The 13,069-nt window shown below is 52.2% G+C and carries 12 protein-coding genes; 6 read left to right on the forward strand and 6 right to left on the reverse strand.

Annotation, left to right across the window (positions count from 1 at the left end; translation table 11 throughout):
* Positions 1-143 precede the first annotated feature (143 nt).
* Positions 144-1,736, forward strand: coding sequence for an isocitrate lyase (locus R0135_RS01035; protein ID WP_407348411.1), 1,593 nt, complete (start codon positions 144-146; stop codon positions 1,734-1,736).
* Positions 1,737-2,167: 431 nt separating this feature from the next.
* On the opposite strand, the gene R0135_RS01040 is transcribed toward R0135_RS01035, so the two are convergent.
* Both R0135_RS01040 and R0135_RS01045 read right to left on the reverse strand, forming a co-directional pair.
* On the reverse strand, positions 2,168-2,659 hold the full coding sequence (locus tag R0135_RS01040; protein ID WP_407348412.1) for a hypothetical protein: 492 nt from the start codon (positions 2,657-2,659) through the stop codon (positions 2,168-2,170).
* Positions 2,628-2,759 carry a hypothetical protein gene (locus R0135_RS01045; protein WP_407348413.1) on the reverse strand — a complete coding sequence of 44 codons (132 nt, stop codon included), beginning with the start codon at positions 2,757-2,759 and terminating at the stop codon, positions 2,628-2,630. Before R0135_RS01045 ends, R0135_RS01040 begins: the two co-directional genes overlap by 32 nt.
* Positions 2,760-2,802: 43 nt before the next feature.
* Between R0135_RS01045 and R0135_RS01050 the strand changes: the two genes are divergently transcribed.
* Positions 2,803-3,546, forward strand: coding sequence for a DUF6090 family protein (locus R0135_RS01050; RefSeq protein ID WP_407348414.1), 744 nt, complete (start codon positions 2,803-2,805; stop codon positions 3,544-3,546).
* 433 nt (positions 3,547-3,979) lie between these two features.
* Here the strand turns inward: R0135_RS01050 and R0135_RS01055 are convergent, their stop codons facing one another.
* A complete protein-coding gene (locus R0135_RS01055) occupies positions 3,980-4,522 on the reverse strand; it encodes a hypothetical protein (protein ID WP_407348415.1) in 543 nt (180 codons plus the stop codon).
* A 525-nt stretch (positions 4,523-5,047) separates the two neighbouring features.
* Between R0135_RS01055 and R0135_RS01060 the strand changes: the two genes are divergently transcribed.
* The 4 genes from R0135_RS01060 (at position 5,048) to R0135_RS01075 (ending at position 9,809) form a co-directional block, all read left to right on the forward strand.
* Positions 5,048-5,782 (forward strand): DUF6090 family protein, encoded by a 735-nt coding sequence (locus R0135_RS01060; protein ID WP_407348416.1) that lies wholly within the window; start codon positions 5,048-5,050, stop codon positions 5,780-5,782.
* A gap of 217 nt (positions 5,783-5,999) precedes the next feature.
* Positions 6,000-7,160, forward strand: a complete 1,161-nt coding sequence (locus R0135_RS01065; RefSeq protein WP_407348417.1) for an IS30 family transposase — start codon at positions 6,000-6,002, stop codon at positions 7,158-7,160.
* 236 nt (positions 7,161-7,396) lie between these two features.
* Positions 7,397-8,806: an amidase gene (locus R0135_RS01070; protein ID WP_407348418.1), complete on the forward strand. Its 1,410-nt coding sequence runs from the start codon at positions 7,397-7,399 to the stop codon at positions 8,804-8,806.
* Positions 8,807-9,113: 307 nt separating this feature from the next.
* Positions 9,114-9,809, forward strand: coding sequence for a hypothetical protein (locus tag R0135_RS01075; protein ID WP_407348419.1), 696 nt, complete (start codon positions 9,114-9,116; stop codon positions 9,807-9,809).
* 82 nt (positions 9,810-9,891) lie between these two features.
* Here the strand turns inward: R0135_RS01075 and R0135_RS01080 are convergent, their stop codons facing one another.
* The 3 genes from R0135_RS01080 to R0135_RS01090 all read right to left on the reverse strand — a co-directional run bounded on the left by R0135_RS01080 (position 9,892) and on the right by R0135_RS01090 (position 12,932).
* Positions 9,892-10,347 (reverse strand): hypothetical protein, encoded by a 456-nt coding sequence (locus tag R0135_RS01080; RefSeq protein ID WP_407348420.1) that lies wholly within the window; start codon positions 10,345-10,347, stop codon positions 9,892-9,894.
* A 266-nt stretch (positions 10,348-10,613) separates the two neighbouring features.
* Positions 10,614-11,075: a type VI secretion system tube protein Hcp gene (locus tag R0135_RS01085; protein ID WP_407348421.1), complete on the reverse strand. Its 462-nt coding sequence runs from the start codon at positions 11,073-11,075 to the stop codon at positions 10,614-10,616.
* Between the two features lie 423 nt (positions 11,076-11,498).
* Positions 11,499-12,932: an IS1182 family transposase gene (locus tag R0135_RS01090; RefSeq protein WP_407346712.1), complete on the reverse strand. Its 1,434-nt coding sequence runs from the start codon at positions 12,930-12,932 to the stop codon at positions 11,499-11,501.
* Positions 12,933-13,069 lie beyond the last annotated feature (137 nt).

Below are 13,069 nucleotides of genomic sequence, written 5' to 3' on the forward strand. Positions count from 1 at the left end.
CCGCCGCCTTAATTCATGAAATGAATATCACAAATAGAAAACATCGATTAGCTTGATAGTGGTCTGATGACCTAGACTCCTCCCCGTTGTTGATGCCGCCTTGGCGGCTGAACTTTTTGAACTTCATACAAGGGATGGGACTCATGACCTACCAACAGGAAATCCAGACGGCGGCGGACATTGTTTCTACCAATGGCGACAGCTGGAAAGACATCAATCCGGAGCACGCGGCGCGTATGCGTCTCCAGAACCGCTTTCAGACAGGCCTTGATATCGCGCGGTACACCGCAGCGATCATGCGCAAGGACATGGCGGAATACGATGCCGATACCGCGCAATACACGCAGTCGCTGGGTTGCTGGCACGGCTTTATCGGGCAGCAAAAGCTTATCGCGATCAAGAAGCACTTCGGTGATACCAACAAGCGTTATCTGTATCTGTCGGGTTGGATGATTGCAGCTTTGCGCAGCGAGTTTGGTCCGCTGCCTGATCAGTCCATGCACGAGAAGACGTCGGTCTCTGGATTGATTGAAGAGTTATACACGTTCTTGCGTCAGGCTGATGCACGGGAACTGGGTGGAATTTTCCGTGAGCTGGATGCTGCGCGCAAAGCCGGTGACGAGGTGGCTGCCAAGGCCATCGAGCAAAAGGTCGATAATTATCAGACACACGTAGTCCCCATCATTGCAGACATCGATGCCGGTTTTGGTAACGCAGAAGCGACTTACCTGCTGGCCAAGAAGATGATCGAGGCGGGCGCCTGTGCAATTCAGATCGAGAACCAGGTATCTGACGAAAAGCAGTGTGGTCATCAGGACGGCAAAGTAACTGTGCCTCATGAAGACTTCCTCGCGAAGATCCGCGCAGTGCGCTATGCGTTTCTTGAGCTTGGCGTAAACGATGGCATCATCGTTGCTCGTACAGACTCACTGGGTGCTGGCCTTACCAAGCAGATTGCCGTGACTCATGCGCCGGGCGACTTGGGTGATCAATACAACAGCTTTCTTGATTGCGATGAAATTGAGCCCTCAGAGCTCGCTAGCGGTGATGTGGTTATCAATCGCGAAGGCAAGCTTCTGCGTCCCAAGCGTCTGCCTTCCAATCTGTATCAGTTCCGCAAGGATACCGGTGTTGAGCGAGTGGTACTGGACTGCATCACATCACTGCAAAATGGCGCCGACCTTCTTTGGATTGAGACCGAGAAGCCGCATGTTGGCCAGATTGCCGAAATGGTAAATGAGATTCGCGAGACCGTGCCCAGCGCCAAGCTGGTGTATAACAACTCGCCGTCCTTTAACTGGACCTTGAACTTCCGACAGCAGGTATTTGATGCCTGGAGTGAAGCCGGCACAGATGTATCTGCTTACGATCGCGACAAGCTCATGGACGTCAGCTACGACGATACGGAGCTTGCAACCGAAGCTGACGAGCGTATTCGTACCTTCCAGGCTGATGCCGCACGCGAAGCCGGTATCTTTCACCACCTCATCACGCTGCCGACTTACCATACTGCGGCATTGTCGACTGACAACCTAGCCAAAGAGTACTTCGGCGAAGCAGGGATGCTGGGTTACGTGAAAGGTGTTCAGCGTCAGGAGATACGCCAGGGTATTGCCTGTGTGAAGCATCAGAACATGGCTGGTTCGGACATGGGCGATGACCACAAGGAATACTTCGCCGGTGATGCAGCGCTTAAGGCTGCTGGTGATGACAATACAATGAACCAGTTTGGCTAAGTCTGACTGCTTCTAGTGTCGAAAGCCCGGCTAGCGATAGTCGGGCTTTTTTGTGTCATTAGAGGTAACCGGGAGATGGTCCAGTGGCGCCGGCGTCTGACCCCATCGCGGTCACAGTGTTCTGTACCGACTGCGCAAGTTCTAGCTGATACATATTGGTGCGCTTCCACCAACAAAACAGGTTCACGAATGACTGATCGTTGCATATCTCATCAAGTGGCTTATTGAGGCGGGCGATTCGTACATCGACGTTATTAACTGTTTGAACCGAACTCATCCGACTTTGCTGGTGATTGGAGCATAGGCGGAAGGACTCTTCCTGGGGCAACGCGGTCTCCCAGCTAACTTCCCCTAACACTCAATGCAGTCCTTAAAACGGGCAAGAATCCTGTGCTGCCAACGACCTCTTCCGGCCAGGAGCGGACGAACAGCTATCGGCCTATCCCCATGTGTATCGGCTGGACTCCAGCCTCCAGTTCTTTGTTCACCCATAGCACGAACTCCGAACTAAACGCCGCTTGTGATTGCTGCCACCACTCTCTCATTCCGGCGTGTGAAAGACTTGATATACAAGACTGCTTGAATCCTGCGGTCAGGCGCGCGTCGATTGCTCCAAGGGCTTCCTGTGTATATACAGTCTCCACCCGCCGAAACAACATTGTCGCGATGGCCCCGAAAAGAAACCTTTCTTTCTCATCTAGCGCTTTGAGCCCCGAGGCGGCTTTGAGAAAGAGTGCGGCCATATCTGGGTTGGCGATAATCACTTCCCAGTTCTGAGCCATCACGTTGCTGACCTGTTGAAAGGTGGATGACTTTAGCGCTCTCGTATTCTGTTTGAGTTGAATTACCAAATAGATGAGCGTCACCATCACGGTGATCGCTCCAATCAACTCACCGGTTGCCCCGATCGCGTCCCAGTTCATCGTTGACTCCAGAGGCTGAATTGCTAAGCAGGGTATCTGCTATTAATTCGAGAGTCACCTTGGCTACGCCCACGAGGTATTCTTGCACGCTTTCGGGCATGCTGACGTATCCTTGGTCGGGACCAACATGAACGGCGATCACAATGATTAGATTTTTCTCCACTATTAGGTACCGGCTCATCGACGAGGGTAGGGCGAGCCAGTATCTCGGCTATGCGGCCGGTGAAGTTCTGCTGGTCATCCTCGGCATTCTCATCGCGCTGCAGATCAACAACTGGAACGAAACCCGCAAGGCCGTCGAAAACTCGCGGACACTGCTGTCGGAGTTCCGAAAGGATCTGGCGACGGATGTCGGCGGCATCGAGCGAGTCGTGTTACTGCTGCAAAAAAGTACCGAAATGGAGGCTGCTGTGCTGCGCGATGTGGACTACTCGCAAGCGGATGCGGAAATTCTTCGCCGAGTGTTCCTGACCACGGTTCATCAGGAATTCATCCAGGATAGAACGTTCAAGCAGCTGCAGAACTCGCCGAATCCGACCATGGCCGGCTTCCCGGAGCTTCAGAACCAATTGACTTACTACTACACCGACCAGCGATTCCTGATGGATTGGTATAATCGGCAGGAAGAAGATTTCCTCGGCGAGTTCGACACGCTCGACGTTCTGCGCCAAACCTTTGAGGTGCCGCTGCCCAACTTCCCTTTGCGCGTGTCCGAGAATGAGCAGAACGAAATCCTGATTGGGTATGCCCAGACGGTTGCAGGTAGGAACTTCGTCAAACAGAACTACTTGCGAAGAACGGCGATGATCGAAATCTTCGGTGGGGTCCGGGACGAGGCGAAGGCGCTGATCAGCCAGATCGATTCGCAATTGGATTCTGAAGACTGACTTTCCACGATAACAAGATCGCCGCTCTGGAATCCTGCGTTGTTCACAATTGATTAGTCGTAAGCACGATCCTTGCTGCGCGGACACCCGCAACGGTGACAGTGAATCACCGCTCTGGGTCGGAAGTGGTCATTGGCGTAATCAGGCTATCGATGGCCGCTTCTAGGCGAAAGCGGCCTCTGGCGATGTCGCTTAACACCTCAAGGCGGTCATTGTCTGAGCTAGAAATCCGGCGGTCTGCACGACAGTAATCGGCCAACTGCTGCCATTCGACGCTCGGTTTCGCAGTTGATCTTTAGGGGAGCCCTACACCCGTCATCGCCTGAACGCGGCTAAAATGTGGGTTTTTGAGGACGTAAATTTGAATTTGAGTCTACAAGCGCATGGCCATCCGATTACTTCTACCAAACCGACGGAAGTACTGCCTCATCGCCTACTCTGTACGTTCCTCTGGGTGTGTCTTGGTATTCTCTAGCACCACCTCTTTCGTTACTGAATCAAAGTAGTCCATCGTTCCGTTCGGGCTACGCTGAACTGATTCACTAATCAGCTCATTGAGTTCACGAGGGTTTGTATTGTTTGCAGCGTACCTTATCCACCACCCCCTCCCATAAATGCTTCCAAAAACGAAGGCCGCGTCACTTTCAACCCTCGTTCGCCACTCATTTCCTATCAGCCCCAGTTCGTGCAGCCGATACAGCGTCTTCCAGCTCTCTAGGTAGCTCCAAAGATACCCCTCTATCACTCGGCGCTCTTCTAGAGTTAAGTCAACAGGAGACCCCATTGATTTAGCCCAAATTGCAGCGGCGTTTTCCCCGATGAACGTTTGTTCCAACTGTACGTAAGAAAGCCCTTCCTCAAACAGCAGTTGTGTCTTCAATAGATCTGAATTTTGCTGCATCTGGACACCAACCAGTATCAACCCTGCAATTATTCCGACATTAGCACCGATGTCCAAAAAATCTTTGACTTTCATTATCAGTTCCCAACCTGTGCAGATAAGCGATGTTAGCTATGCTGGCACAGGATGATGCTTCTATAAACTCGGTTAGATTGGCTCAAAATTATTCAAGCCACCGGTCACCATGCTAGCCGCTTAAATATGGCTGCCGCTCTTCGCCTTACGCCTAAAGTCATTACCATTACAAAGAGTTCTAACCACCGGCGGATTCGGGTCGAAAGCGGACATCGGTGCAATCCTGCCAGAAAGGCTCAAAATAGGCGAAAGCGGTCGTGCTGGTAACTTCCGCTTCCACCTCAAAGCGGCCGGTGGCTGAAGGCTAAATCAGTTGGTTTTTAGCCGCGCAATCGGCCAAGCAAGAACGTTGCTCGGTTGCTCTTACATTTGGAGTATGGATGCTTGCTCCTACAGGATGGGAGGCGGTTGGATGCAGCGAATCCTGATACATTCGAAGTCAAACCTTCCTTGGCTGCGCGCAGCCGATATTGTGGACTTCTCAAAATGCTCAGATTTTTTCAACTCAATAGGTGGAAGCTACTGATGGATGCGGAAGCTGGTGTGCCGGTTGAACGCATCTCTCGCTATATGCGGTACGCCGTAGGCGAGATTCTTCTTGTCGTAACAGGAATTTTGATTGCGCTTTACATCAACAACTGGAACGAGCAGCGACAGCAGCTGGAACTCGAGATGCAATACTTACTTGCGCTCAAGGAGGAGTTTTCGAGCAACCTTGAACGCCTAGAGGGAATGAAGAGACGGAACCTATCGAACCTGGCTGCGGCTATCGAGATGGCAAAGCATACGGGCCCAGATCAGCCTGCTATCAGCGACGAGGAGTTTGCTGGTCTGTTCTTCGGTGCTCTGGACAACGAAGTACAATATCGACCCGGCACTGGAATCATCAACGAGGTAATTAGCTCCGGCAGCCTTAGCATAATCAGCAATCCTAGACTGAAGAAAGCTTTGGCGTCGCTAGATGGGATGATGCTTAAAGTCAGATTTCAAGAAAGCGAGGAAGTCGCGCCTGCAAGGCGTGCTCTTTTCGATTTAGCCGATAGTTCGGTCAGCTTGAGGCGAATGCGGGCAGACGTGCGTGGCGATCAGGTTGACCGCGGCAGGTTTCTCGATAGCAACCTTCGCTTGCTGCAGTCCAGAAAATTCGACAATCTCCTAAACAGGTTTATCGCCACCAGTCGGTATTTGGGGACTGACTACTACGCGCAGTTAGAGCAACAGATTCGTGAAATCATTCAGATAATTGACGAGCAGCTTTAGCTCTAGGGCAGCTCCGTGTCGGAAGTAGTCGTTGCGCCTAGTTGAAACCGAACGTCTCAAGGTAGGCGAAAGCGGTCTCTAGCAATGGCTCAAAACACCTCATAGCGGCCGGTCGCTAAAGGCGAAATGAGGTGGTTTTTAGGACCGCTTTCGGCTGCGAATTCAACTGATCAGTGCAACACCCTGTTATTTTCAATAAAACTGGGAGTGTTGCGATATGCCTCGAAGGATCAAGCGAAAGTACACCGATGAAGAGAGATCCAAAATTTGGGATCGATACAAAGTGGGTGATTCGGTTAAGTCGATTGCCCGATCACATCATCGAACCTCATCGTCTATTCATGGATACCTTTCGCGCACTGGCGGCATTCGTCCACCGGTAAGAAAACGACCTGATCGATCCCTTTCGCTGTCTGAACGAGAGGAGATCTCCAGAGGTATCGTTGCCGGGCTACCCATTAGAACGATCGCCAAAGATCTAGGACGCGCCCCTTCAACCATTAGCCGAGAGATCAACAGGAATGGCGGCGCAGACGAGTATCGAGCCACTCTCGCCGACAAGAATGCGTGGACTCGAGCGCTTCGACCCAAAGCCTGTAGACTGGTTTTGAACCGAACGCTTTGTCAGCAAGTCGAGACCAAGCTTCGGATCAAATGGTCGCCGCAGCAAATTGCAGGGTGGTTAAAGCGAGAGTATCCAGGAGACGATTGGAACCAGGTGTCGCACGAGACGATTTATCGCAGCCTCTTCATTCAGGCGCGTGGAGCACTGAAAAAGGAGCTTCAAGAATATCTGCGCTCGAAGCGCCATATCCGGCGGGCACGAACCTCTACCCTTAAAGATGACGGCCTCGGTGGGATTCCCGGTGCTATCTCCATCAGTGAGAGACCGGCTGGAGTAGAAGATCGCGCTGTTCCTGGTCATTGGGAAGGCGATCTTATCGAAGGCTCAAACAAGACCTGTGTAGCGACACTTGTTGAGCGCCACTCACGTTACGTGATGCTGGCAAAAATCGATAAGAAGAATAGTGAGACCGTTGTTAATGCGCTGATCAAGCAGTCCAGAAAGCTGCCGAGCGAGTTGTACAAGTCACTGACCTGGGACCGCGGATCAGAAATGACGAGGCATCTTCAATTCACGCTCGAGACGAATATCAAAGTCTACTTCTGTGATCCGAAGAGTCCATGGCAACGTGGCTCCAACGAAAACACCAATCGTCTGCTGCGCGAATACCTGCCCAAATATACAGACCTATCGATTTACTCACAGGCTGAGCTGGACTGGGTAGCGAGGCAGTTAAATGAGCGTCCAAGAAAGACGTTGGAGTATGAAACGCCGGCTGCTAGATTTAATGCGTGTGTTGCATCGACCAGTTGAATTCGCACCTCGCAGTGGTCCTTTTTTGGCTACGCCGTGCCGAGGGGCCGCTTCTGGCACAAAGCTGCCACCCCATACCTCAGCCAGATGCAAATGGTTGATGGGCCTTATATTTGGCGTCGTGGCACTTTTGATTAACCGGCAATTGGCCACTCTCATAACACTTGTGAGTACACCGCATTGCACTGTACGTTCAACAAGGAAACCATTGGTATTTTTCCCAGGGAAAACTTTACATGAATAGAAATGACCTGCACTACGCCCGTATCACCGATATCGCAGGACTCCTGGAGCGCCGGGAGCTTTCGCCGGTAGAGTTAACGGAGCATATGCTAGAGCGTATTTCGACGCTGGATAGCCAGCTCAACAGTTATCAGACAGTGGTGGCAGAGCGGGCAATGGAAGCCGCGGCGAAAGCCGAGTCGGAGATCGTATCAGGCCACTACCGCGGAGCGTTGCACGGCATTCCGGTGGCGGTAAAAGATCTTTGCTTTACACGCGGAGTGCCTACAAGGGGCGGGTTGGCAGTGCTGAGGGATTTCGTCCCGGACTATGATGCGACCGTCGTTCAGCGCCTTGAATCCGCGGGAGCCATCCTGCTAGGAAAACTCAACATGACCGAGGGGGCGATGGTGGGCTACCATCCGGATTTCAAGATCCCGGTGAACCCATGGGGCAGCGACCTGTGGCCTGGCGCCTCTTCCAGTGGTTCCGGTGTTGCTACCGCCGCGGGTCTGTGTTTCGCCGCCCTGGGATCGGATACCGGTGGATCCATTCGTTTTCCTGCAATGGCTAATGGCGTGGTGGGTCTAAAGCCCACGTACGGCAGAGTAAGTCGTCACGGTGTGCTGGACCTTGGCGAAACACTCGACCATGTGGGGCCCCTTACCCGGGGCGTTGAGGATGCGGGCCTGGTTTTGGCTGCCATCTCAGGTGAGGATACAGCCGACTCGACCTCCCTGTCGGCGCCATTGCCTGACCTTTCCGGTATCAGCGCCGGTGTCGCCGGTTTGCGAATCGGTTACGATTCCGAATTCGCCAGCCAGGGTACAGACCCCGGGCTTGTTGCATCCATTGAAGCTGCCTTGGCATTGTTGGAATCCCTTGGTGCCAGTGTGGTGAAAGTGAAGGTTCCGGCGGAGATACTTACCCTGGGAGAACTCTGGTTCCCCATCTGCACCTATGAAGCCCACAAAGCACATGCGTCTTACTACCCTTCCCGTCGCGCAGAGTATGGCAACTACTTTAGAGATTTTCTCGAAACTGGTGCCTCTGTTACTGATGCACAATATAAAGAGGCCATGGCAGCCCGGCGCAACTTCAGTGAACGCTATGAATCTGTACTGGCCACGGTAGATGCAATGTTGTCCCCGGCCGGTGGAGTGATAATCCCTGCTAGTGCAGATCAATATGGTGGAGCGGAAACCCTGGCCCCACTGTTTGACCAGGTGCAAATGCAGTTCACTATCCCTGACGACTTAGCCGGCACGCCAACACTCACGCTGCCCTGCGGACAGGATAAAAACGGCTTTCCCCACGCCATGCAGCTCGTTGGCAATGCACTGTCAGAGGCTGTGCTTTGTCGTATAGGCCGGGCTTATGAAGCGGCAACCGACTGGCATCAGCGTCGGCCACCTTTGTTTTGAGCTGAGTAAGCTCCACTTAGAAATAGGCACGTCACTTGGCGTACAGCATTAACGAATACCACACGACGCTCATCGTTCAATGGCCGCTCCTGGCGGGAAGTTGCCGTTGGCGCCATGGGATCTTACTCATGCTAAGGACTTCAATGAAGTGTTAGCAGAAGTAACCAGCTTTATTGCATTTGCCTAAGAGCAGCCCTCGGGTAGTTGGTTATTTGAGAGTCTGCTGCCGACCCAGAATCGACACTCCTGCAGCGCAGCCAATGTTATTCTCCGTCGTGCATAAAACAGCCATGACCAGAGGCGTCTGATGCTTAAAAGACTTGTAAATGCGCTGAACGACCTAGATCTCAAGACATTCTCTATGGAGTTGCTTGTTGTGATCCTCGGGGTTTTTCTTGCACTTCAAGTAGACAACTGGAATGAGCAAAGAAAGGCTTACGCAGCAGCTGAATTGTTCAGAGCGAGGCTCGAAAGCGACTTTATGCATATCAGTCGGAGTCTAAAGGCGCTGGAAGAGAATTTCGCAAGAAGAATTGGAGCTGGCGAACAACTGCAAACCGTCCTCGAATTACCCCCGAGCGACGAGACCTTAGTGCGCGGCAAAAGACTAGTCGATGAGCTGCTGTACGTGGGCGTACCGGTCTCTCGTTCGGCGACCTTCATTGAAATGCTGGAGGGAAGCAAGCTTGATATCTTAGACGATGAGTCGCTTATCGAAACGTTGATAGCCTGTGATGCTGGCATTCAAGCCGAGCAGATAAATACGCGTGGACGAGCGGATCAAGTGCGTGACCTCGCGTTACCGGCAATTAGGCTCGCACTGGATACTAGACACCTCCCGTTAGCGGAGGCGTTTGAAATCGCCCTTACCAACGAAGTGGAGTTGAAACGGGCGTTAATTCTGCTCGGCCTCGCTGATGCCGCTGGACTCACGGATACCAAGTTCCTTAGCGAGTGCGCGCGCGCCGTAGTCAATAAGTTGTCTGAAAAAATACCTGAGTGAAAATGACCGCTTTGAGATGGAAGCGGCTGCTACCAACACGACCGCTTTCGAGCACCAGAAAGAACCGTCGGATTAACTGGATCTAGCCTTCGGTTGGTAGCATCCCATCCACCAGTATCCGAAAGGACTCGGTGTAGGTGTCACGTTCCAAACGCCAGTAGGGAATCATGCCTTGGTCGCCAAGCAGAATGCCTTCTAGATTGGACCGCTCTGCCTCCCACAATTCGTCACTGAGCATCCCGACTTGATACTGAAGGAATGAATTCTGCCATCCGCGGAAAATGCTCCGATAAAACACCTCGATGCGAAATTGTTCGTGGGGCGTAAGCTCAGCGCCTCGGATGCTCTTTACAAGTATTTCTGAAAACTCGTAGTTCCCAGCGACAAATAACTCGATATTTCGCCAGGTCTCTGCGTACGTGGAGGCCGCCGCCTGCTGAGTCGCTAACGTGTTCTGTCGTAACTCGTAGGTCACCAATAGCAATGACAAAACCACCGCCACGATGCCTATCGCTTCAACGTAACCTTTCCAGTTCAATCTTGGCACCTCGTCCCGGGGGTGATTGAGATCAGAGTAACTGAAGCTCCGGGATAACGCACTTATCGCAGACGTTGATGTACGCTTCTGGCCCATTGCAGCCGATGTTTTCGGTTAATCGGGCCGTCGCCTAAGGTCTCCTTTGAGGGGGAAGAGGAAGTTAGCACCATGACCGCTTTCGCCTATTGTGAGACGTTAGCATTCTCAAATCTCGGGCAATAAAAACCCCGCACTTGGCGGGGTTTCAAAGATCCGAGCTTTTACCCCTACCTCAGAGTGTAGCTTGCCTCACCGAATTGTATTACCACCTCTTCTAATTCTGGGATGCACGGATTCTTATCCTTTGGATCACATTCATTCGCTTGGAAGTTTACCTCTTGAATCACCACGAGCTTGAGATCTATAAACATGCTTGATGTCGTAATTCTCACAATGTTATAGCTATCTCCAGTCGTTGCTCTGGAAAACAACTCTTCGGAAATGTCGTTGGGACTTTTTGTGATAACGAGCTCCTTAAAAGTGGCCTGCCCGCCACCACCTCCGGCACTAATAGAGCCTATATTTATATTGTTCTCTACCCCCATAGTTAATGAATGCGCTGTAGTTTCTCGTCCGTCAAATTCAATTGTTATAGCTGCTGGGGCCTCTGCTGGTGGCGCAGCTGATGCACTACTCGCAATAATTAAGCTCAGTATTCCAACACACCGCTTTACTGTTTGAATCATCATAAGCATTCTCATTTATTAGACAGATTCGACTGACTACACGGCAGAGCAAATACACTCGGCAGCTGCCGCAATTTTTCGGCACTTTTTGAGAATAAACAGATTGCTGATATTTGCAAGTGACTTGCCCTCATGTCATGGCATGCTCAAAGGTCAATCATTCGCTCATGATTGGCTTTACCGAGAAGACCGCCTTGAGGTGTTAAGAGACCTCGCCGGGGGCCGCTTTCGCCTCAGACTGTGTCAAAACTCGCTTCGCCACTTCTCGCACTGATTTACTGCGCACAGCAGATCCGCTCGACTCAATGAGCAGCCCTTGCAGCATCGTAGATTTCCTTGGCAATTATTGGGGTTTCAAAGTGCGTCGCTCTGGATCGCGCACACGCGGCCTCAGATCATGGGTTTCGAGAAGCAAAATGAGGCTGCTTAGCCTCTTATCGCTGCCATCAGCGGCACAACCCCAAACATCTGCAACATCCGTTTGAGATTGTAGGACAGGACATGCAGGCTCATCTCCGTGCTGACGTGTTTGAGCGTCTTCATCTGGAAGTGCGTCGGCCCGAGCCAGGATTTGATCGTGCCAAAGGGATGTTCCACTGTGCTGCCGCGAATGCGCATGCAGTTCGACAGTCGGTCCACCCGATCTTCCATGGCCTCTAATATTTCTTCATGTTCCCAGCGACCCATGCGGCGCTGCTTGCCCGTCGTGCACTTTGGTCTTAACTCGCATTGTGGACAGGCTGACGACCAGTAACGACGCATCGCTTTATCTGTGGAGTCATCCGTGAACCGATAGATCAATCGTTGGCCCGCCGGGCATTCGTACTCGTCATCTTCCGGCCGATAAACAAAGTCTGCTCGATCAAATAATCCTTTCGCCTGGTTGTTCGAGGTTTGGGTCTTGGGCACGTAGGCCGTAATGCCCGCGTTCGCACAAGCCAGTATCTCAGCCCCACTAAAGTAACCACGGTCCGCCAGCACTGACAGGTCTTCGCTGTCGAGCGCTTCTTTGGCTTGGATTGCCATGTTAGCCAGTTGCGAGCGATCGTGGCCGATGTTCGTCACTTCGTGCGCCACGATCAAGTGGTGCTCGGTGTCGACAGCGGCCTGTACGTTGTAGCCGACAATCGCTTTGCTGCGCGCTGCGGTGGACATCACCCGGGCGTCGGGATCAGTCAGGGAGATTTGTTGGTCCGGTGTTGCCAGCATCCGGACCTCCAGCTTTTTTAGTGCCTGAATCTCCTCTTTAAGGGCTGCGATTTTATGTTCTAGTCGATCGGTCTTGGTATGACTTGCTTCACTATCGCGCCGGTCGGCGCTGGCGATCTGCCCCAGATAGCGGGCAATGCTGTCATCGATCTGCTCCAGGCGTTTCTTGATCTTGGCTTTGCTGAAGTTGCGATTACGGTTGTTCACCGCTTTGAACTTGCTGCCATCAATGGCCACAAAGGCATCGCTAAACAAATTGAGCTTGCGGCACAGCATGACGAACTCCCGGCACACCAGACGAATCGCTTCGCCGTTATTCTTGCGAAAGTCAGCAATGGTTTTGAAGTCCGGCGTCAGTCTGCCGGTCAGCCACATCAGCTCCACATTACGCCCGACTTCACGCTCCAATCGCCGGGAAGACTGGATGCGATTGAGGTAGCCGTAGATATAGAGCTTCAACATCATGGCCGGGTGGTAAGCGGGCCGACCTGTGACTGCGGGCACTGTTTTGAAACCCAAACCGGAAAGATCTAAATCATTGACGAACACGTCGATAACGCGAACCGCGTTCTCTTCTGCGATGTAATCATCAATGCGTTCAGGGAACAGCGTCGCCTGTGATCGGCTTTCGCCCTCGATGAATCCACTCATGGCAGCAACTCTTCAGCGAGAAAGTCAGATCATATCTCGTCGAAGAGTTTTCACACAGTCTGGCCTATGAGCGGTCCTAGAATGACTGGTTATTTGGGAGCCTATGAAAGACCCAAAGTGGAAGCTTAAACATCCTC

Origin of the sequence: Congregibacter variabilis (assembly GCF_045689235.1) — a bacterium.
GTDB lineage: Bacteria > Pseudomonadota > Gammaproteobacteria > Pseudomonadales > Halieaceae > Congregibacter > Congregibacter variabilis.